Raw genomic sequence first — 18,840 nt, 5'->3', positions numbered from 1 at the left:
GCAGTGATGCAGACCAACCCGCGGCTCAACATCCGTCAGGTCACTTGGGCAAACCCCGTCGGAGCGGACCTGAGGGCAGCCCAACAGGCGGAACTCGAGGCCCGCTTCGGCCGGCCCGACCACGAACCCGGGCCGCCGCCGTCGGAAGCTGACACGGCGGTGTTCCTGGTGGCGCACGACAAGGCCTCGGGCCAGCCGGTGGGCTGCGGCGGCCTTCGCATGCTGGACGCCACCACCGCTGAAATCAAACGCCTCTACGTACTGCCCTACACCCGTGGCTCAGGAGTGGCGAGCTCCATCCTCGCGGCCCTCGAAGCCCACGCCCACGCGCTGGGAATCACCACCCTGACGGCGGAGGCCGGCTCGGTGCAGACCGACGGGCGGCAGTTCTACGAGAACTCCGGCTTCGTGTCCGTGCCGAACTTCGGGCCTTATGTCGGCCTGGTGCACTCGTACTGCTACGCGAAGCCGATCGATTCGCACAGCGCCGCGCACACCGCCATGGCGTGAGGCCGCGCGCCGCCCCGGGCCGGCTGCGTCACACAACGCCGCCGGTCACGGAGTCGGCTAACCTCGCACTATGGAATCGGCCGACATCACCTTCCGCACCCGCAAATGGGTGCGGCCCGAGGACCTCAACGCCAACGGCACCCTGTTCGGCGGGAGCCTGCTGAAGTGGATCGACGAGGAGGCGGCCATCTACGCCATCCTGCAGCTGGGCAACGGCCGGGCCGTCACCAAGTACATCTCCGAAATCAACTTCGTCAGCTCCGCGGTCCAGGGCGACCTGATCGAGATGGGTCTGACCGCGACCCGTTTCGGCCGGACGTCGCTGACGATGCGGGCCGAAGTCCGGAACATGATCACGCGCCGCAGCATCCTCACCATTGATGAGATCGTCTTCGTGAACCTGAGCCCGTCCGGGAAGCCGGAGCCGCACGGCTATACCGAGATCACCTACGACCGGGACCGGATTCCGACGCACCATCTGACCGAGACCCTGGACCAGGACTAGCCAGGCCCAGCAGCGCGTCCCGCACAGGCTGGCCCCGCTCCGCCAGGGCCAGCCGCATCACGGCCGACGACGCCCACCGCAACGCCTGCGTGCGGAGGTGGCGCGCCCGGTTGTAGGCGCTCAGCGCCTCGTCCACGGGCCGGTTATTGAGCAGCGCCGCGAGGGTCACGGCGTCGACCAGCGCCTCGCAGGCACCCCGGCCGAGGTTGGGTGTCATCGCGTGGGCGGCATCCCCTAGCAGTGCCACCCGGGAGCGGACATAGCGACCAAGCGGCGGCGTCGTCCAGATCCGCTGCACCAGGGTCGTTTCCGGTACCGCATCGGCCAGGACGTCGCGGATGCCCGGGGCGTAGCCTCCGTAGCGGGCGCGGGTCTCCGCCAGGACCGCGGCGACGTCGAGGCTTCCCTGTCCCGCCCCGGTGCGGAACGCCGCGTACCAGTTGGTCCCGGCCGCCGCGGGACCAATCCCGAAGAGCTGCCCGCGGCCCCAGTATTCGCCCGTGAGCCCACGCCACAGCGATCCGGGAACCACGCCGCGGACCGCGACGTAGCGGGTGGGCCGGGCACCGGAGCGGGCACCCCAGCAGCTGCGGCGCACCGCGCTGTGGACACCGTCGGCGCCCACCACGAGGCCGGCAGGACCAGGCCGGACGACGTCGAGGCGGCCGGACACCCGGCGCACGCTGCCCGGGACTGCACCGTCGAGGAGCCGGATGAGATCAACCCGGGAGACGCCGATCAGCCCCGTCGCCTGCGCTGATGTCCAGGCCCTGCCGGAGGCCGCCCGGACGGTCATGCCGTCGATCACCGGGCTGGCCTCCCTGACGGCGTCCAGGATGCCCAAATCGCCCAGGGCGCGCTGGGCCGCGGGCCACATGGCCAAGGATGTCCCCACGGTCGGGAGCCCGTACCGCTGTTCGGTGACGGTGACCTCGAAACGCGCGGGATCCAGTCGGGCTGCAAGAGCCAGCCCGGCGATGCCGCCGCCGATGATGGAAACAGCCTGCGGGCGGGGCCGATCATGCGGTTGTTCGGTCAGGTCCAGAAGTCGTCTGCCTTGGCCGTGTCCTCGAAGAACTCCCGTCCTTCCGCGATCTGTCCGTCGCGGACCACGAACGTGATGACGGTCGGCATGTCCAGGGTTTTGCCGTTGGCTTCCCCGTGGGTTTGCTGGATCGCGACCGTATGGTTTTCCCCGCCGACGATGTCCTCGACGTTGGCTTGGAAGTGACCTTGGGTGCGCGCTCCCAGTTCACCGAAGTACGCCAGGATCGCGTCGCGGCCCTGTTTGGTTCCGGATAGCACGCCGCTTCCGGCAACGTGCCAGACTGCGTCCTCCGCGAACAGGTCGCTGAGGGTCGCCATATCCCCTGCGTTGAAGGCCGTGTAACCCCGCCGGACCAGTTCAACATTCTCTGCGGTTCCCATGATCGGACACCTCTCCATCGTCCTTGTCGGGTCATGCTGGGACGGTTATAGGCTAGTCCTGGCCCCTAGGCCTGTCGATGGAAATATCAACCCCCTGCCGGGATTCCGGCCGGTGCTCTAGCGGGCGCCCGGCCAGCCGGTGTAGGCCTCCGCGAGGTAGGCGCTGCCGTGGCGGGAGGACACCACGGACTGGAGCTCGCCAAGCTGGCGGGCGCGGGAGAAATCATCGGCGCCGGCAGGGGTGTGCAGCATGGAAGTCATCCAGTAGGAGAACTGCTGGGCCTTCCACACCCTGTTCAGGGCGCGGTCGCTGTAGGCGTCCAGGAGCGCGGTGGAGCCGCTGGCATAGAAGCTGTCGAATCCCTCGAAGAGGACCTTGACGTCATGCAGCGCCAGGTTCAGGCCCTTGGCCCCGGTGGGCGGCACCGTGTGCGCGGCGTCCCCGGCGAGGAACAGGTTGCCGTGCCGCATGGGGGCGTGGACGAAGCTGCGGAATTTCAGGACCGTCTTGTCGATCACGGGCCCTTCCTTGACCTCGAAGCCGTTGCCGTTGACGCGGCTGCGGAAGGCGTCCCAGATGCGGTCCTCATCCCAGTTGTTGACGTCCTCGTTGGGGTCGCACTGGAAGTACATCCGCTGGACCGTCTCCGTGCGCTGGCTGATCAGGGCGAAGCCGTTCTCCGAGTTGGCGTAGATCAGCTCGGCGGAGCTGCGCGGCGCCTCGGCCAGGATGCCGAACCAGGCGAAGGGGTACTCGTGGAAGTACCATTTGCGGTGCGCCTCGGGAATCTGGAACCGGCAGTGGCTGCGCGAGCCGTCCGCGCCGGCGATGAAGTCGGCCTGGACCTCGTAGTCGACGCCGTCCGCATCGGTAAACCAGACCTTGGGCTTGGCTTCGATGTCGTGGATGGTGGTGTCCGTGACGCCGTAGCGGACATCGCCGCCGTCGGCCTTCCTGCGTGCGGCGAGGTCCAGGAACACGTCCGTCTGCGGGTACAGCCACACCGATTCCCCGACGAGGTCCTGGAAGTCGATCCGGTGGCTTTCGCCGTTGAACCGCAGTTCGATTCCGTCATGCCGGTCGCCGTCACGCAGTACGCGGTCGGAGACACCGCTGTCGACGAGCATGTTGACCGAGCCGTGCTCAAGGATGCCGGCACGGACCGTCTCGGAGATCTCCTGGTGGCTGCGGATCTCCAGGACGGTGGATTCGATGCCGGCCTTGGCCAGCAGGTGGGACAGCATGAGTCCGGCCGGGCCGGCACCGATGATGGCTACCTGGGTGGTGATGACTTTTCGCTGTGCCATGTGCGTCTCGCTTCGTTGCGGGGTCCGGGCGGTCGGAGCCGGGGCCGTTTTCGTCTTCCGGCTAACAGTGTGCTCCCCCGGGGGTGATGCGCGTTACATGGATTCCGCTGAATGGAATACGGGATTCTCGCGGGGCTCTCCCAGCCGCCGCCCGATCCCCCGCGCCGCCGTCTGGAGGGCGGGAACAAGCGCCTGCAGGCGCGCCTCGCGAAGGGGAACAACGACGCCGAGGGCCGCCACGGTGTGCTTCCTGCGGTCCAGCACCGGAACCGCGATCCCCCACGTGTCAGGGTCCACGACGCCGGCCAGCTGGGCATAGCCCCGATGGGCGGCCTCGCCAAGGAGGGCGCGGAGATCCTCCAGGGGCAGCCGGCCGGTCGGATCACTGAATCCCTCGAGGTACTCGGCCTGGACGGGGCGGGGCTGGTTGGCCATGAGCACCAGCCCGGCGGAGGACACGTGCACGGGCATCCGGCCGGCCACCTGCGCCCGGTTGGCGACGGAGCCGCGGCGGGACAGCCGCTCCACAAAGAGCGCTTCCCGCCCGTCCAGCACGGCGAGGTTCACGTTTTGATGCAGCACCTGCTGGATGTCCTCCATGAACGGCAGGGCCGCCTGGCGGAGTTCGAGCGTGGGGGAATTGCGGTTGGCGAGCTCCCAGAGCCGCAGGCCCAGGCTGACGGAGCCGCCGGGGCCGACGTCGAGCAGGCCGTGCCCGGCCAACTGCCGGACGAGCCTGTGCGCGGTGGTCAGGGGGAGCTCGGCCCTCGCGGCAAGCTCCGAGAGCGGCAGCGCCGTGACGCCTTCAGGGAACGCGGCAATCAACCGCAGGACCCGGTCCACCACCGAGTCGCCGGAGTTCGAATTGGCCACCAAATCCCTTCCGTTGAATGGTTTTAAGTGTCCCATGCAACACGGCGCGGTGATACAACTCTCACAATGGAAAGAGGCCCCGCGAACACCGGCCAGGGCACGGAATCACCTAAACACTAGCGCTGAGGTAACAATGTCAACGTCGTCATTGGACAAGTCGTCGTCATCGGGAGAGAAATCACGGTGGCCCGTGTGGCTCTGCTGGCTGGCCATGGTGCTGGACGGCTTTGACCTGGTGGTGCTCGGCACGGTCATCCCGACCCTCATCAAGTCGCAGGAACTTGGCTTCGACGCCGTTGGGGCGACGTTCGCGGCAACCGTCTCCCTGGTCGGTGTGGGGCTCGGCGCGCTCTTCATCGCCCCGCTCTCGGACCGCTTTGGCCGGCGGAACCTGCTGGTGGCCTGCGTGGCGTGGTTCTCCCTCTTTACGATCGCCGTCGTCTTCGCACCCAACGTGGCGTGGTTCAGCGCGTTCCGGCTGCTGGCGGGGCTCGGCCTGGGCGCCTGCCTGCCCGCCGCCCTGGCGTACATGAACGACTACGCACCCGCCGGAACGGCCGGAAAGTCCACCACCCGGACCATGACCGGGTACCACGTCGGCGCCGTGGCCACCGCGTTCCTGGCCCTCATGGTCATTCCAAGCTGGCGGACCATGTTCGTGGCCGGCGGCCTGGCCGGCTTCGCCCTGGTCCCCTTCCTGTGGTTCAAGCTTCCGGAGACCCTCCCGCCGGTCCACCACATCCCTGCGGCCGCCAAGTCCCCGGCCGGCGCTTCCCCGGCCGGCAGCCAGGCCCGCGCGCAGGCCGCGGCCGCGCCCGCGGAAGAACGCGCCAGCTTCCGGGATCTGGGCCGCAAGCCCTACCCGCTGATTGCGGCCGGTGTGGCCGTGGCGTCCTTCATGGGGTTGCTGCTGGTCTACGGCCTGAACACCTGGCTGCCGCAGCTCATGGCCTCCGCCGGCTACAGCCTGAACGCCGGCCTCGCCTTGCTCCTGGTCCTGAACGTGGGCGCCGTGGTGGGCCTGCTGATCGCCGGGGTCCTGGCCGACCGGCACGGGACCAAGAAGATCGTCCTGCTCTGGTTTGGCCTCTCCGCCGTGTTCCTGGCCGCGCTCAGCATCCAGATCCAGAACGAAGTGGTGCTCTATGCCGCCGTCTTCGTCACCGGCGTCTTCGTCTTCAGCTCCCAGGTTCTGGTCTACGCCTGGGTCACCCAGCTCTTCCCCGTCCGCCTGCGCGGCACCGCTTTGGGCTTTGCCGCCGGCGTGGGCCGGCTGGGGGCAATTATGGGCCCGGCCGTCACCGGCGCGCTGGTGGCCGCCGGCATCGCCTACCCGTGGGGCTTCTATGTTTTCGCCGCCGCCGCGGTCCTGGCGGTCCTCGCCCTCGCCTTTGTTCCGCAAACCGTCCCGGCAGTGTCCCGCGCCGGCGCCAGCGTCGGGCACCCGTAGCCGTCAGGCGCTCCTAGGAGAAGCGCTCCGGGGTCCGCGCCTCGCGGCGGACCCTGAGTTTGCGCCACGCGCCGGGCGCCAGCACGACGGCGATGCCGACGGCGGCACCGATGATGGTCTCCACGATTCTGTCGCGGAGCAGGATGCCGGGCGGCACGGGTGCCACGAGAAGCGTGGAGATCAGCGCCAGCGGCGTGACGAAAACCTGCGCCAGCATGTACTGGCGCGCGATGAACATCTCGGCGCCGAACTGGCACGCGGCAATGACGAGCACCGTCTGCCAGGGCGTCGGCTGCAGGAGCAGGATGCCGGCGAGCAGCACCAGCCCCAGGGCTGTGCCCGCGATTCGCTGCAGGCCGCGGCTGACGCGGTGCCGGGTGGTGTGGCCCACCAGCGGAACGACGGCGGCCACCATCGCCCAGTAGTTGTGGCCAATGCCCAGCCATTCCCCGGCCAGGGTCCCCAGCGTTCCCGCCAGGCCTGCCGCCACGAGGTAACCCCAGCTTTCGTGCCACGCGGTGCGTTTCTCCCGCGGAGTGAGGGCCGCCGGTCTCGGATTTACCCACGGGGTCCGGTGGCTCCGGGCCACCCGCGAGGACAGGCCGAGCAGCAGGGAGAAAGCCACCGTGAGGACCGCCACCAGCATGGCCTGCCACAGCGGCGGCTGGTTGGGGATTGACGCGATGGCCGCGAACGCGAAGATGTGGAACAGCGAACCGGCGGGGCGCAGGCGCCACCACGCGACAACCAGGGAGCATCCCCACGCGATCACGGTCGTGGCCACCACCAGGACCCAGGTGGTGTCTGCCGCCGACAGCCCGGCCAGGGCGTCCACCCGCGCGGTGAGGGCGGCCAGGAACATCACCAGCAGCATCAGCCCGCCGCCCCGGACCTGCAGGGTCAGGCGCCTGGCGTGCGGCTCGTTGCGGCCGTAGATGCCGGTGAAGGCGCCGAAGGAAGCGAAGATTGCCAGGTCCAGGCGGTCCAGCAGCACCAGCGTGATCAGCGGAACAAAGACTCCCACGGCGCAGCGGAAGGCAACCTGGTGGTCCTTGTTGCCCGGCGCGATGGTGAACATCTCGGCGAACACTTTCATGGCGCCGGCCTTACAGCGAAAAAGCTCTTCATGGGCGGGTTCTCACGGGTCGGGATGCCTTTCGTTGCAGCCGGAGTGTTACGACGGCGGCGCTGGCATCCAAGGGGGAGTTTACGCCGGAACGGCGCGGCGGCGGCATCGGAATCCGTTGATCGGGATCGGCCGGCTGCACCGCGAAGTGGTAGCGTCTATCGGTTGAATCAAGCCCGCAACGCACACCGGAGGTTCCCCATGCTCAGAGGATTCAAGGATTTCATCCTGCGCGGCAACGTGATCGAACTGTCCATTGCCGTCGTGGTCGGCACCGCCTTCACGGCCCTGGTCAGCGCGTTCACCGCAAACGTCGTCAACCCGATCCTGGCTGCCGCCGGCGGGGTCGAGACCCACGGCCTGGGCTTCTACGTCTGGCCTGGCAACGACAAGACCTTCATCAACATCGGCGCCGTGGTGACGGCCTTCCTGACCTTCCTCATCACCGCCGCGGTGGTGTACTTCATTTTCGTGGCCCCCATGAACCGGATCAACCGAATGGTCAAGAACCGGCTCAAGGCAGCCGAGCCCGAGGAGAAACCCATCCCGGCCGACACCGCGCTGCTGGCCGAGATCCGCGACCTGCTGGCCAATCTGGCCGGCCCGGACTCCGCCGCCACCCGTGCCCGCGTCGGGGATCACCCGGACGGGGAGTACCCGGATGGCAAGGCACACTCGTCCGAGCCGGCCGGAACCGCAATCCGAACTCACGTCTGACCCCTCCTTGCCTGGCCCTCTGGCGGGCGGCCGGACCGGAGTGCTTTGATGTAGGGGCCCCGCCGCGCGAGCCTGGCTGCCAAGGAGGAACACCATGCCGGACCTTAAGTGGAACCACGAGCTGGTGGACCAACTGGACTGGCATTTTGCCAACCAGGCCCGGCCGCGGCTGGACGGGTTGACTGACCACGAGTACTTTTGGGAGCCGGTACCGGGCTGGAATGTCCGCCGCAAAGACGCCTCAACACCCCCGGCCGCGCCGGGTTCGGGCGAATTCACCATAGATTTCAGCTACCCGGAGCCCGTTCCTGCTCCGGTGACAACCATTGCGTGGCGCCTGTGCCACATTCTGGTCGGCGTCCTCGGCGCACGCACGGCATCGCACTTTGGCGGCCCACCGGTGGACTACCAGAGCTTCGCCTACCCCGGCACCGCGGCCGGGGCGCTGGCCCAGCTGGACGAGTACTACGGCCGGTGGATCCACGGCGTGAAGGGCCTCCACGAATCAGGTTTGGCGGCACCCTGCGGGCCGGCCGAAGGCCCGTACGCCGATGCCCCCATGGCAGCACTGGTCCTGCACATCAACCGTGAGATGATCCACCACTTGGCCGAGGTCGCCCTGCTCCGCGACCTTTACGCCCACCGCCACCAGCTCCTGCGCGGCCCGGAGGGTGGACCGGGCTTGTAACAGCACGATCACCTGGCCTGGCCCGGTCCCGGCGCGAAACCGTCACCCGGCGGCAACCCGGCCGAAACAGCCGGCCGGGATCATGGGAGCATGACGCGCACTTCCGCAGGCAAAAACCCTGCCAAAACCACCGGCAAAGCCCAGTCCCCGGCCACTTCCGAGTTGAGCTGCGAAGTGTGCGGCCAGATGCCCGAACCGACCAAGGCACGGCTGACCCTGGCCAATGTCGCCGTGATGCTCCCGATCGAACTGCTGGTGCACGCGGCGGTGGTGGAAACCCACCTGCCCTACGTTGCCAAGGTCCTGGTGCTGACCCTGACCGCGACCATCCTGGTGATCTGGGTGGCCGAACCCTCGGCGGCCCGGATGCTCAGGGGCTGGCTGCATGCCCCGGCCTTGCGGCACCGTAAACGGCTCGGCGCCGCACCCGCCCTGTGGCGGGCGCGGACCGTCCTGAAAGACAAGCCCGGGTCGCTGCAGAAACTGACGCAGGCCCTGGCCGCGCTGAACACGAACATCCTCAGCATTCATGTTCACCCCGTGGCCGGCGGTGTGCTGGACGAGTTTGTGCTCTCGGCCCCGGGCGAAGTCCGCGAAGCCGAGCTGCTCCGGGCGCTGCGGGCCGGCGGCGGAGCGGACCCGCACGTCTGGCCGACCACCGCCCTGGCCATGGCCGACGGGCAAACCGGCGCGCTGAGCCTGGCCGCCCGGATCGCCGCCAGCCCGGAGGAGCTGCCGCTGGCGGTCGCGGAACTGCTGCGGGCACGGATCATCGCCGGCAACACCGAGGTCCCACCCCAGACGGGCGGTGACGGGACGGTCCTGAAGATCCCTACGGCGTGGCACGGGCCCATCACGTTTTCCCGGCCCGGCGAGCCATTTACGCCTGCCGAATCCGCCCGCGCGCACCGTTTGGCCGAACTCGCGGAGATCCTGGCGCACCGGCCGGCGGCGCGTTAGCCGGCCCGGCCGGCCGGTGGCCCGGCTGGCCGGTGAAATAGCCGGCCGATGGTTGGCGCAGGGTCAGATGCCTGTCATCCGGATGGTGAGGGCATCCTGCTCGACCGTGACCTTGAGGTGCTTGGCCTTGCCGAGGGGGTCGCCGTCGAGCTGGAATTCCTGCTCGTGGGCGAGTTCGATCTCGGCTGACTTTCCAGCGAAGTATTCCACCGACGCGTTCTTGGCGTTCCTCCGGCCGAAGACGCCGGCCAGCACATCCAGCCAGCCGAACCGGCCGATGGGGGCCAAAATCACGACGTCCAGGATGCCGTCGTCGATCTTGGCGTCGGGAAAGATCTCCACGCCCCCCATGATCTTGCCGCAGTTACCCACCATCACGCTGCGGATGCGGCGCCGTACCGGGTGCTCGCCGTCCATGCTGATTTTCGCCCTGATGGGCTTGCCCGGCAGGTGCCGGATGCCCGCCTCAACGTACGCGAGCCAGCCCACGCGGTCCTTGAGTTCGTCGACGGTGTTGGCCATGATCGCAGCGTCGTAGCCAAGTCCGGCCATCACCAGGAAGGTGGATTCCGTCTCGGCGTGATCCAGCGTGGCCTTCACTACGTCCACCTTGGTGTCCGTGCCGCTCAGGACGTCGTAGCTGGCCGCCACGGGGTCGGTGATGTCGATGCCGAGATTGCGGGCCAGCAGGTTCCCGGTCCCCAGGGGCACCAGGCCCATCGGCGTTCCGGTGCCTGCGAGGACTTCCGCCACGCAGCGGACCGTTCCGTCGCCGCCTGCGGCGATTACGACGTCGACTCCGGCCTCCAGCGCCTCGCGGGCCTGGCCCAGCCCGGTGTCCTCCTTCGTGGTTTCCAGCCACAGCGGATCCGCCCAGCCCTGGGTCTCGCACAGGCGGAAGAAGGAGGCGCGGAAGCTGTCGCCGGGAGACTTCATGGGGTTGATAACCACGGCGGCGCGCCGGGACGCTGTATTGTCCCCGGTTTCCAGGGTCTCCGACGTCGCGGTGCTGTTCTCTGTCATGGCGTCCTTAGGGGCAATTCGGCGGAGGGTTCCCGAACTAAAATCCTAGCCGCAGTGCCCGCGTAACCTGCGCAGGGCCGGCGCGAATCGTGGACGTGCGCTCCGCAGGCTCACTAGACTGGACTTCGTGATGTGCCGGAGGCTGCGCTCCGGACGCCGAAAGCGGGGGCAGATGACTGAAACAGAGAATTACTCAGCGACGGCAGAATCATCCAGCGTCGATCCGCACGACTGGGGCCGGGCGATGGCACTGGCGCTCACGCGGCTGGCCGAGCAGATCGCGCCCGGAGGCAGCGAAGACATCCATGCCTTGCTGGTGGGCAGGGACCTGCATTTGAAAATCGGTGACGAACCCGGTGGCGTGACGATCACGGTTTCAACTGAGCCGATCCCGGATCCCGCTACCTGACGGTTCTCTTCCCAGGACGTACGCCTTCCCAGACGTACCGTCTGAAACGCGTTTCACCGGCCCGAGGTCAGGTCCGCGGAGATAATTTCCGCCGTGGCCAGCGCCGCCTCACGCACGGCCTTGAGATAGGAGTCCGGATCGGGCTGCGCGGATACCGTCTGGGCCTGCAGCGAGACGTTGATGGCCGCCACCACTTTCGGCCCGTCGTGGACGGGCGCCGCAATGGACATCAGGCCCAGCTCCAGCTCCTGGTTCAGCAGGCACCAGCCCTGGGCGCGAACAGTATCCAGCTCCGCCAGGAGGGCGGCCCGCGTTCCGATGGCTCCGGGAGTCAGGGGCCGGATCTCGGCTGCCGCGAGGTACTCTTCCAGCTTCGCCGGCGGGAGGGCCGCGAGCAGCACCCTGCCCATGGACGTGGCGTAGGCGGGGAAGCGGGTGCCCACCGTGATGCCGACCGTCATGATCCGCCGGGTGGACACCCGGGCGATGTAGGCGATGTCGGTGCCTTCGAGCACCGCGGCCGACGTCGACTCCCCCAGTTCGAGGGAGAGCTCTTCCAGATGCGGCTGGGCGAGCTGCGGCAGGGAGAGCCCGGACAGGTAGGCGTAGCCGAGCTGCAGCACTTTGGCAGTCAGGGCGAAGATCTTGCCGTCCGTGCGGACATAGCCCAGCTCCGCGAGCGTGTGCAGGAACCGCCGGGCGGTGGCCCGGGTCAGCTCGGTCCGGGCCGCCACCTCGGTCAGCGTCATTTTGGGGTGTTCCGTGTCGAAGGCACGGATCACTGCGAGCCCGCGCGCCAGCGACTGCACGTACTGGTCGCTGGCCGCGGGCGCGCCGCCGCTCTTGGCTGGCTCAGTCATTTTCCGCCTCTCGGTCCCGCATCACTTTAGCGGTGCCCACAGCTTGTCCGGCCGCAGGCCTGTCAGCTTGGGTCCGCCGCCCGGAGCGGCATCGGGACCATGGCCTGGAGTTCCTCGAGCGTGCAGCCGAAGGTCTCCCGCACCTGGACGCCGTCGGGTCCGGTCAGGAAGACGGCCTTGTCGGTGTAGACGCGGGTCACGCAGCCGATCCCGGTGAGCGGGTACGTGCAGGTCTCCACGAGTTTGGACACGCCGTCGCGGGTCAGGAGCGTCATCATGACGAAGACGTCCTTGGCGCCGGTGGCGAGGTCCATGGCGCCGCCGACGGCGGGGATCGCGTCCGGGGCCCCGGTGTGCCAGTTGGCGAGGTCGCCGGTGGCGGAAACCTGGAAGGCGCCCAGGACGCAGATGTCCAGGTGTCCGCCGCGCATGATCGCGAAGGAGTCAGCGTGGTGGAAGTAGGACGCCCCCGGCAGTTCGGTCACGGGGATCTTCCCTGCGTTGATGAGGTCGCCGTCGATCTGCTCCCCCGTGGCCTCCGGGCCCATGCCGAGCATGCCGTTCTCGGTGTGGAGCGTAATGTTCTGCTCCGGCTCGAGGTAGTTCGAGACCAGGGTGGGCTGGCCGATGCCGAGGTTCACGAAGGATCCGGGGGCGATGTCGCCGGCCACGAGGCGGGCGAGATCGTCACGGCCCAGCGGCTTGCCGGACGTCTGGAGGTCGGCCTGGTTGCCGGTCCGCAGACTCTGGTCATTGGTTGGGATGCTCATCTCAGGCCACCTTCACAATGCTGTTGACGTAGATGCCGGGGGTCACGATGTTTTCCGGGTCCAGGCCGCCGGTGGGGACGATCCCGGACACCTGGGCGATGGTGTGTTTCGCGGCGGCGGCCATGATGGGGCCGAAGTTCCGCGCGGTTTTACGGTAGACCAGGTTGCCCCGGCCGTCCGCTGTGAGGGCCTTGATGAGGGCGACGTCGGCGTGGATGGGGGTCTCGAACACCTGCCACTTGCCGTCCAGGAAGCGGGTTTCCTTGCCTTCGGCGAGCATGGTGCCGTAGCCGGTGGGCGTGAAGAAACCGCCGATCCCGGCGCCGGCGGCACGGATCCGCTCGGCGAGGTTTCCCTGCGGGACCAGTTCGAGCTCAACCTCGCCGGCGCGGTACTTGGCGTCGAAATGCCAGGAGTCGGACTGCCGCGGGAAGGAGCAGATCATCTTCTTCACCCGGCCTTCCTTGATCAGCAGGGCCAGGCCCTGGTCGCCCTGGCCGGCGTTGTTGTTCACTACGGTCAGGCCGGTGGCGCCGCACTCCAGCAGCGCGTCGATGAGCTCGAACGGCTGCCCGGCGTTGCCGAAGCCGCCGATCATCACGGTGGAACCATCCTCGATGCCGGCGACGGCCTCGCCGACGGTGTCGATGAAATTCAGCATCTCTCTTAGCCCTGTCCTCTATGCCGCATCGCGGGAAGTTACGTTTTCGAGCACGACGGCGAGGCCCTGGCCGACGCCGATGCAGATCGCGGCGACGCCCCAGCGCTGCCCGGAGGCCTGCAGGGACCGGGCCAGGGTGCCCAGGATCCGCCCGCCGGAGGCGCCGAGCGGGTGGCCCATGGCGATCGCGCCGCCGTGCCGGTTCACGATTGACGCGTCGATGCCCCAGGCGTTGATGCAGGCCAGGGACTGCGCGGCGAACGCCTCGTTCAGTTCGACGGCGCCGACCTGGTCCCAGCCGATGCCGGCCTTGGCGAGGGCCTTGTTCGCGGCCTCGACCGGGGCGTAGCCGAAGTACTGGGGATCGTTGGCGTGCGCGCCGCGCCCCGCGATCCGGGCCACAGGCTCCATACCCAGGAGCCCGGCGGCCTTTTCACTGCCCAGCCACGCCGCGGACGCGCCGTCAGAGAGCGGGGACGCGTTCCCGGCCGTGACGGTGCCGTTCCCGGTCCGGAACACGGTCTTGAGCCCGGCGAGCTTCTCCGCCGAGGACCCGGGACGGATGCCCTCGTCGCGGACCAGGTCCGTGCCCGGGACCGGGACGACGAGGTTGTCGTAGAACCCCTCGTCCCAGGCCGCGGCGGCGAGATTGTGGGAGCCGGCGGAGAACTCGTCCTGCGCCTGCCGGGTCACGCCGTACTTCTCCGCCAGCCGTTCGGTGGCCTCGCCCAGGGAGATGGTCCAGTCCGCCGGCATGGCCCGGTTCACCAGCCGCCAGCCCAGCGTGGTGGAGGCCAGGGTCAGGTCCCCGGCCGGGTAGGGCTTCTCGGTCTTGGGCAGCACCCACGGGGCCCGGGACATCGATTCGGCGCCGCCGATCAGCATCAGCTCGGCGTCGCCGGTGTTGATCTGGCGGGAGGCGATGATCGCCGCGTCCAGCGAGGACCCGCAGAGCCGGTTGACCGTGGTGCCCGGAATCGAGACCGGCAGCCCGGCCAGCAGGGTGCCCATCCGGGCGACGTTGCGGTTCTCCTCCCCGGCGCCGTTCGCGTTGCCGAACACCACCTCGTCAATCCGCTCCACGTCGAGGGCCGGGGCGCGCTTCACGGATTCGCGGATCACGTGCGCGGCAAGGTCATCCGGGCGGATCCCGGCGAGGCCGGAACCGAACTTCCCGAACGGCGTCCTCACAGCGTCATAAATAAATGCCTGATTCATGGGTTCTTGTCCGTTTCTGCTTCGTCCATGGCTGCGTCGTCCATGGAATGGAAGACCTGCTGGGCGGTCTTGAACGCGGTGTTGGCGGAGGGGACCCCGCAGTAGATGGCGGTCTGGAGCAGGATTTCCTTGATCTCGTCCCGGCTCAGGCCGTTGGTGATGGCGGCGCGGATGTGCATGGCCAGTTCTTCCCAGTGCCCGTGGGCCACCATGGCGGTCAGGGTGACGGCTGAGCGCATCTGGCGGCTGATCCCGGGCCGGGTCCAGATGCCGCCCCAGGCAATCCTGGTGATCATGTCCTGGAAGTCCTCGGTGAAGGAATCCTTGTTGGCGTTGGCGCGGTCCACGTGCGCGGCGCCGAGGACCTCGCGGCGGACTTTCATGCCGCCGTCATAGATCTCCTGGCTGGTCGCGCCGGGCTGGACCACACCGTTGCGTTCGAGCCCGTTGAATTCGGCACTGCCGGTTTCGGAGAGAGTCATGCCCCCGCTCCCTGGGTCTCGGTCCAGGTGATGAGGCCCTTAAGCAGCTCGGCGACGTGGCCCGGCGCCTCGAACGGCGCCAGGTGTGCCACGCCCTCCAGGCTGACGGCCGTAGCAGTGCCGCCGCCGGAGGTGATACCCGCGGCGACTTCCCCGGCCATCGACGGCGGGGCGACGTCGTCCAGGGCGCCCGCCACAACCTGGGTGGGGACGCGGATGGTGCCGAGCTGGTCCCGCACGTCGAAGCCGGCCAGGGCCTCGCAGCAGAAGGCGTAGCTGAAGCGGTCGGCGTCCCGGAGGCTGTGCAGGAGCCGGCTGCTGAGCTCCGGCTGGCTCTCCATAAAGCCCGGCGCGAACCAGCGCTGCGCGGACCCCTGGATCATCACCGGGGTGCCCTGCGTGCGCACGGTTTCGGCGCGTTCCAGCCAGCCCTCGGCAGTGCCGAGCTTCGCGCCGGAGCACTGCACGGAGAGGCTCTTGAGCCGGTCGCCGTGCTTGATGCCAAGCTGCAGTCCGGTGGCGCCGCCGAGGGATACCCCGGCGTAGTGGAAGCGCGCGCCCGGGGCGATCGAATCGACCAGGCCGATCACGGCATCCGCGAGGTCGGCGACCGTGAAGGTCTCCTCCGCCGCGGGCGAGACGCCGTGCCCCGGCAGGTCCCAGGCGATGACGTCGACGTCGGCGCCCAGCAATGTGCCGGCCTGGCTCCACAGCAGGGAGGATGTTCCGAGCGAGGGCCCGACGATGAGGAGGGGCTTGTCGCCGAGTTCGCGCTGGGGCGACAGCAGGACTGCTTTGACGGTGGGTCTAGCCACGGGAAGCTCCGTTCTGGATGTGGTGGGCGAGGGCGCCGGCGTGGCCGGTGTATTCCGGATACGCCGCGAGGATGCGGCGGGAGATCTCAACGGCCTGGCCGAGGTAGTTGGCCGGGTTCAAAAGTTCCTCAAGCCGGGCGTCGCTGAGCAGCTCCTCCGGGACAGCGGCGCGGAGCAGTGCCCGGTAGGTGTCTGCCTGCTCCGCAGCCGGGGCCAGGAGCGTTTCGTCCACGACGGCCTGGAGCCGCTGTTTCCCGGTCCGGGCTGCTCCCGGGCCGGCGCCGTTCCCGTCCACAACGGTCCGGTCCAAAAGCGGTGCGACGGCGGCGTTGACGGCTTCGGAGAGCAGCAGCGGGCCGCCGAGCTCGAGGTTGCGGCGCATCGCGCCGGGGAAGACCGCCATCCCTTCGGCCAGTTCGCGCAGCTGCACCGCGGCGCCGAGGGCCAGGCGCAGCAGCTGGCGCAGGGCCGCCCATTCGCTGTGCCAGGCGCCGTCGGGGCGTTCGTCGTTGAAATTGGCGGCCGCGAGATGCAGCTGTGCGGCCAGCGCCGGGGCCTGCAGGGCGGCGCTGCGGATCAGCACGGAGAGCACGGGGTTCTGCTTCTGCGGCATGGCCGAGGACACGCCGCGCCCCGCGACGCGCGGTTCCGCAACCTCGGCAACTTCGGGCCGGCTGAGGAACAGGACGTCCGCGGCCACCTTTCCGGCCGCGTCGGTCACCGCCGCCAGCGCGTCGCCGAGCGAGGTTACGGCCAGCCGGTTGGTGTGCCAGGGGGCAGGAACGGGAGCGAGACCCAGGCGGGCGGCCAGCCGGTCGGCGAGGTCAAACGGGGACAGTGTCCCCGCGGCCGGCCCAGCGCCGGCAGTGAGTACAGCGCCGTCAATAAGTACAGTGCCGGAAGCGAGGGTCCCGGCGGCGCCGCCGGTCTGTACCGGCAGTTCGAGGGCCTCGAGCCGGCCGGCCGCGGTGGCCAGCCCGCTGAACCATTGCGCGGCCCGCAGCCCGAAGGTGTAGGGAAGCGAGTGCTGGGTCAGGCTGCGGGCGACACAAAGCGTGTGCCCGTGGGTTTCGGCGAGGCCGGCGAGGGCGGCCGTTGCCGACCGGAGCTCCGCGAGAAGTTCGCGGATGGCCCCGTCGGCCAGCACCATCAGGGCCGAGTCGAGCACGTCCTGGCTGGTCAGCGAGGTGTGAACGGCGCGGACGGCGCCGAGTCCGGCGGTGTCCAGGTTCCTGACCTGCTCCCGGAGGTCGGCGAGCAGCGGGATGACGGGGTTGCCGCCGCCTTGCGCCCGGACGGCGAGGCCCGCGACGTCGTACAGCTGCACGTCCGCGGCGGCGGCCACCACCGCGGCGGACCCGGCCGGGGCCAGGCCGGCCTCGTCCAGGACCGCCGCCCAGGCGGCCTCGACCTTGAGGATGGCGGCGAGCACCGCACGGTCCCCGGTCAGCGCCGCCACGAACGGCGACGCCGACACGGGACTGAGCAGGCCGGCGTCGCCGTCGGTTTCGAAGAAGGTCACTTGGAGGCACCCTCGGCGCTGCTGAAATCCAGGAACACGGTCTCGCCGTCGCCCTGGAGGCGGATGTCCCAGCTCAGTCCGCCGTCGGGATCCCGGTGTGCGATCAGGGTCCGGCGCCGGTCCGGGTCAAGCGAGCTGAGCAGCGGATCCTTGGCCAGGGCCTCCTCGTCCTCCGGCAGGTAGACGCGGGTGAACAGGCGGTTCATCAGGCCCCGGGCAAAGACGGCGACGGCGATGAACGGCGCCGCGCCCTCCTCGGTGGGGCCGGGGTTCACCGTGGTGAAGGTGAAGACGCCGGTGTTGCCGACAGCGCTGCGGCCGAAGCCGGTGAAGGTGTAGCCGTCCCGGACCAGGGAGCCCGTGCGGTGCGGGACCTTGCCGTCCGCGTCGGCCTGCCAGATCTCCAGGATCGCGTCCGGGATCGGGTGCCCGGCGCCGTCATAGACGGTGCCCTGGAGCCGGATGGAACCCGGGGATCCGGGAGCCAGGAGCTCGCGGTCCTTGGCGAAGGGCAGGGCGTAGCCATAGAACGGCCCCACGGTCTGGCCCGGTGTCGGGGTGAGTTTACCCACGGCGTTGCTATTCATTCTCATCGCCTCCTGCGCCCAATGCCTCGTTTTCGGTCCAGGTCCGCTTGGACCCGGTCAGGACGATGTCCCAGTTGTACGCCAGAGCCCATTCAGGCTTGGTCTGCTCGTGGTTGTAGGTGGCCACGAGCCGGTCGCGGGCATCCTGGTCCACGATCGACTGGTAGATCGGGTCCAGCGGGAACAGCTGGTCGCCGGGGAAGTACATCTGGGTGACGATCCGCTGGGTGAACTCCTGCCCGAACAGGGAGAAGTGGATGTGGGCCGGGCGCCAGGCATTGAGGTGGTTCTTCCACGGGTAGGCGCCGGGCTTGATGGTGGTGAAGCTGTAGGAGCCGTCCGCGCCCGTGATGCAGCGGCCGACGCCGGTGAAGTTGGGGTCCAGCGGTGCCGGGTGCTGGTCACGCTTGTGGATGTAGCGGCCGGCGGAGTTCGCCTGCCAGATTTCGACGAGCTGGCCGGTGACGGGGCGTCCGTCGCCGTCGAGCACCCGGCCGGAGACCACGATGCGTTCGCCGAGCGGCTCGCCGTTGTGCGCGATGGTCAGGTCCGCTTCCAGCGCGTGCACGTCCATGTGCCCGAACGCCGGCGAGTACAGTTCGATGGTTTCCGGATCCGCGTGGTGCAGATCCTTGGTGGGGTGGCGCAGGACGCTGCTGCGGTACGGCGCGTAGTCGAGCCGCGGCTGGGTTTCGGCCGGGGCTCCGCCTTTGAGGGCCTGCGCGTACGCTTCGCCGATCGCCTTCATCTCGGCGCTGAGGTCCGCCTGCGACTCCGCGGCAGTATCCAAGGCATGGACAGCGGGCGCATGCGTCTTTGGTGCGGTCTCCGTGGCTTCGTCGGACACGTCCTCGGTGATCGGGTCGGCGTTGAAGACGTCGAGGTTGATTTCTTCAGGCACAGCAGCCTCCTTTCGTTGATGTGTTTG

At 68.8% G+C, this 18,840-nt stretch carries 22 protein-coding genes; 7 read left to right on the top strand and 15 right to left on the bottom strand.

Features of this window, described 5'->3' with window-relative positions; translation table 11 throughout:
- The first annotated feature begins 6 nt into the window (after nt 1–6).
- Nucleotides 7–510, top strand: a complete 504-nt coding sequence (locus AC1D0A_RS16465) for a GNAT family N-acetyltransferase (RefSeq protein ID WP_043436378.1) — start codon at nt 7–9, stop codon at nt 508–510.
- A 70-nt stretch (nt 511–580) separates the two neighbouring features.
- A complete protein-coding gene (locus tag AC1D0A_RS16460; RefSeq protein ID WP_079555099.1) occupies nt 581–1,015 on the top strand; it encodes an acyl-CoA thioesterase in 435 nt (144 codons plus the stop codon).
- Here AC1D0A_RS16460 and AC1D0A_RS16455 read toward each other — a convergent pair.
- The 4 genes from AC1D0A_RS16455 to AC1D0A_RS16440 form a co-directional block, all read right to left on the bottom strand.
- On the bottom strand, nt 954–2,006 hold the full coding sequence (locus tag AC1D0A_RS16455) for an FAD-dependent monooxygenase (protein ID WP_243178398.1): 1,053 nt from the start codon (nt 2,004–2,006) through the stop codon (nt 954–956). The genes AC1D0A_RS16460 and AC1D0A_RS16455 overlap by 62 nt on opposite strands.
- Nucleotides 2,007–2,050: 44 nt before the next feature.
- Nucleotides 2,051–2,443: a nuclear transport factor 2 family protein gene (locus AC1D0A_RS16450; RefSeq protein ID WP_043436380.1), complete on the bottom strand. Its 393-nt coding sequence runs from the start codon at nt 2,441–2,443 to the stop codon at nt 2,051–2,053.
- 117 nt (nt 2,444–2,560) lie between these two features.
- Complete coding sequence (locus tag AC1D0A_RS16445) at nt 2,561–3,751, bottom strand: 4-hydroxybenzoate 3-monooxygenase (protein ID WP_476946313.1); 1,191 nt, start codon at nt 3,749–3,751, stop codon at nt 2,561–2,563.
- Between the two features lie 93 nt (nt 3,752–3,844).
- Nucleotides 3,845–4,624, bottom strand: a complete 780-nt coding sequence (locus AC1D0A_RS16440) for an IclR family transcriptional regulator (protein ID WP_243178085.1) — start codon at nt 4,622–4,624, stop codon at nt 3,845–3,847.
- Between the two features lie 133 nt (nt 4,625–4,757).
- Between AC1D0A_RS16440 and AC1D0A_RS16435 the strand changes: the two genes are divergently transcribed.
- Entirely contained in the window at nt 4,758–6,074 is a 1,317-nt protein-coding gene (locus AC1D0A_RS16435; protein ID WP_459385901.1) for an MFS transporter, read from the top strand.
- 13 nt (nt 6,075–6,087) lie between these two features.
- Here the strand turns inward: AC1D0A_RS16435 and AC1D0A_RS16430 are convergent, their stop codons facing one another.
- Nucleotides 6,088–7,170, bottom strand: a complete 1,083-nt coding sequence (locus AC1D0A_RS16430) for an FUSC family protein (RefSeq protein WP_476946312.1) — start codon at nt 7,168–7,170, stop codon at nt 6,088–6,090.
- Between the two features lie 231 nt (nt 7,171–7,401).
- Between AC1D0A_RS16430 and mscL the strand changes: the two genes are divergently transcribed.
- From mscL to AC1D0A_RS16415, 3 genes are all read left to right on the top strand, one after another.
- Nucleotides 7,402–7,917 carry a large conductance mechanosensitive channel protein MscL gene (mscL, locus tag AC1D0A_RS16425; protein WP_243178088.1) on the top strand — a complete coding sequence of 172 codons (516 nt, stop codon included), beginning with the start codon at nt 7,402–7,404 and terminating at the stop codon, nt 7,915–7,917.
- Between the two features lie 94 nt (nt 7,918–8,011).
- Nucleotides 8,012–8,605 (top strand): DinB family protein, encoded by a 594-nt coding sequence (locus tag AC1D0A_RS16420; RefSeq protein WP_243178089.1) that lies wholly within the window; start codon nt 8,012–8,014, stop codon nt 8,603–8,605.
- Nucleotides 8,606–8,695: 90 nt separating this feature from the next.
- Complete coding sequence (locus AC1D0A_RS16415) at nt 8,696–9,565, top strand: ACT domain-containing protein (RefSeq protein WP_476943106.1); 870 nt, start codon at nt 8,696–8,698, stop codon at nt 9,563–9,565.
- Between the two features lie 63 nt (nt 9,566–9,628).
- Here AC1D0A_RS16415 and AC1D0A_RS16410 read toward each other — a convergent pair whose 3' ends face one another.
- Nucleotides 9,629–10,588 (bottom strand): diacylglycerol/lipid kinase family protein, encoded by a 960-nt coding sequence (locus AC1D0A_RS16410; RefSeq protein WP_243178091.1) that lies wholly within the window; start codon nt 10,586–10,588, stop codon nt 9,629–9,631.
- Between the two features lie 172 nt (nt 10,589–10,760).
- Here AC1D0A_RS16410 and AC1D0A_RS16405 point away from each other — a divergent pair, with 172 nt between their 5' ends.
- Nucleotides 10,761–10,997 carry a hypothetical protein gene (locus tag AC1D0A_RS16405; protein WP_028277604.1) on the top strand — a complete coding sequence of 79 codons (237 nt, stop codon included), beginning with the start codon at nt 10,761–10,763 and terminating at the stop codon, nt 10,995–10,997.
- A 53-nt stretch (nt 10,998–11,050) separates the two neighbouring features.
- Here the strand turns inward: AC1D0A_RS16405 and AC1D0A_RS16400 are convergent, their stop codons facing one another.
- The 9 genes from AC1D0A_RS16400 to pcaH all read right to left on the bottom strand — a co-directional run bounded on the left by AC1D0A_RS16400 (nt 11,051) and on the right by pcaH (nt 18,813).
- The gene (locus AC1D0A_RS16400; RefSeq protein ID WP_243178092.1) at nt 11,051–11,857 is read right to left on the bottom strand and encodes an IclR family transcriptional regulator domain-containing protein; all 807 of its coding nucleotides are present in this window, start codon (nt 11,855–11,857) and stop codon (nt 11,051–11,053) included.
- A gap of 62 nt (nt 11,858–11,919) precedes the next feature.
- Nucleotides 11,920–12,627, bottom strand: coding sequence for a 3-oxoacid CoA-transferase subunit B (locus AC1D0A_RS16395; protein ID WP_243178093.1), 708 nt, complete (start codon nt 12,625–12,627; stop codon nt 11,920–11,922).
- A gap of 1 nt (nt 12,628) precedes the next feature.
- Nucleotides 12,629–13,288, bottom strand: a complete 660-nt coding sequence (locus AC1D0A_RS16390; protein ID WP_243178094.1) for a 3-oxoacid CoA-transferase subunit A — start codon at nt 13,286–13,288, stop codon at nt 12,629–12,631.
- A gap of 18 nt (nt 13,289–13,306) precedes the next feature.
- The gene (locus tag AC1D0A_RS16385; protein WP_243178095.1) at nt 13,307–14,506 is read right to left on the bottom strand and encodes a thiolase family protein; all 1,200 of its coding nucleotides are present in this window, start codon (nt 14,504–14,506) and stop codon (nt 13,307–13,309) included.
- On the bottom strand, nt 14,503–14,988 hold the full coding sequence (gene pcaC / locus AC1D0A_RS16380; RefSeq protein ID WP_243178096.1) for a 4-carboxymuconolactone decarboxylase: 486 nt from the start codon (nt 14,986–14,988) through the stop codon (nt 14,503–14,505). The genes AC1D0A_RS16385 and pcaC overlap by 4 nt, the downstream gene beginning before the upstream one ends.
- Nucleotides 14,985–15,803 (bottom strand): alpha/beta fold hydrolase, encoded by an 819-nt coding sequence (locus AC1D0A_RS16375; protein ID WP_243178097.1) that lies wholly within the window; start codon nt 15,801–15,803, stop codon nt 14,985–14,987. The genes pcaC and AC1D0A_RS16375 overlap by 4 nt, the downstream gene beginning before the upstream one ends.
- Nucleotides 15,796–17,325, bottom strand: a complete 1,530-nt coding sequence (locus AC1D0A_RS16370; RefSeq protein ID WP_476946311.1) for a lyase family protein — start codon at nt 17,323–17,325, stop codon at nt 15,796–15,798. Before AC1D0A_RS16370 ends, AC1D0A_RS16375 begins: the two co-directional genes overlap by 8 nt.
- Entirely contained in the window at nt 17,322–17,912 is a 591-nt protein-coding gene (gene pcaG, locus AC1D0A_RS16365) for a protocatechuate 3,4-dioxygenase subunit alpha (RefSeq protein ID WP_476946310.1), read from the bottom strand. Before pcaG ends, AC1D0A_RS16370 begins: the two co-directional genes overlap by 4 nt.
- Entirely contained in the window at nt 17,905–18,813 is a 909-nt protein-coding gene (gene pcaH / locus AC1D0A_RS16360; protein ID WP_476946309.1) for a protocatechuate 3,4-dioxygenase subunit beta, read from the bottom strand. The genes pcaG and pcaH overlap by 8 nt, the downstream gene beginning before the upstream one ends.
- Nucleotides 18,814–18,840 lie beyond the last annotated feature (27 nt).

It is taken from the genome of Arthrobacter sp. P1_D4, from assembly GCF_056406115.1.
Note: the sequence above shows the minus strand (reverse complement) of the source record. Positions and strands in the feature narration are given on the sequence as shown.

Coding starts and splice junctions, on each gene's coding strand:
- pcaC (WP_243178096.1), bottom strand. CDS start 14,988: ATGACTCTCTCCGAAACCGGCAGTGCCGAATTCAACGGGCTCGAACGC.
- AC1D0A_RS16435 (WP_459385901.1), top strand. CDS start 4,758: ATGTCAACGTCGTCATTGGACAAGTCGTCGTCATCGGGAGAGAAATCA.
- AC1D0A_RS16395 (WP_243178093.1), bottom strand. CDS start 12,627: ATGAGCATCCCAACCAATGACCAGAGTCTGCGGACCGGCAACCAGGCC.
- AC1D0A_RS16415 (WP_476943106.1), top strand. CDS start 8,696: ATGACGCGCACTTCCGCAGGCAAAAACCCTGCCAAAACCACCGGCAAA.
- mscL (WP_243178088.1), top strand. CDS start 7,402: ATGCTCAGAGGATTCAAGGATTTCATCCTGCGCGGCAACGTGATCGAA.
- AC1D0A_RS16420 (WP_243178089.1), top strand. CDS start 8,012: ATGCCGGACCTTAAGTGGAACCACGAGCTGGTGGACCAACTGGACTGG.
- AC1D0A_RS16460 (WP_079555099.1), top strand. CDS start 581: ATGGAATCGGCCGACATCACCTTCCGCACCCGCAAATGGGTGCGGCCC.
- AC1D0A_RS16445 (WP_476946313.1), bottom strand. CDS start 3,751: ATGGCACAGCGAAAAGTCATCACCACCCAGGTAGCCATCATCGGTGCC.
- AC1D0A_RS16430 (WP_476946312.1), bottom strand. CDS start 7,170: ATGAAAGTGTTCGCCGAGATGTTCACCATCGCGCCGGGCAACAAGGAC.
- AC1D0A_RS16400 (WP_243178092.1), bottom strand. CDS start 11,857: ATGACTGAGCCAGCCAAGAGCGGCGGCGCGCCCGCGGCCAGCGACCAG.
- AC1D0A_RS16405 (WP_028277604.1), top strand. CDS start 10,761: ATGACTGAAACAGAGAATTACTCAGCGACGGCAGAATCATCCAGCGTC.
- AC1D0A_RS16390 (WP_243178094.1), bottom strand. CDS start 13,288: ATGCTGAATTTCATCGACACCGTCGGCGAGGCCGTCGCCGGCATCGAG.
- AC1D0A_RS16450 (WP_043436380.1), bottom strand. CDS start 2,443: ATGGGAACCGCAGAGAATGTTGAACTGGTCCGGCGGGGTTACACGGCC.
- AC1D0A_RS16465 (WP_043436378.1), top strand. CDS start 7: ATGCAGACCAACCCGCGGCTCAACATCCGTCAGGTCACTTGGGCAAAC.
- AC1D0A_RS16385 (WP_243178095.1), bottom strand. CDS start 14,506: ATGAATCAGGCATTTATTTATGACGCTGTGAGGACGCCGTTCGGGAAG.
- pcaG (WP_476946310.1), bottom strand. CDS start 17,912: ATGAATAGCAACGCCGTGGGTAAACTCACCCCGACACCGGGCCAGACC.
- AC1D0A_RS16410 (WP_243178091.1), bottom strand. CDS start 10,588: ATGACAGAGAACAGCACCGCGACGTCGGAGACCCTGGAAACCGGGGAC.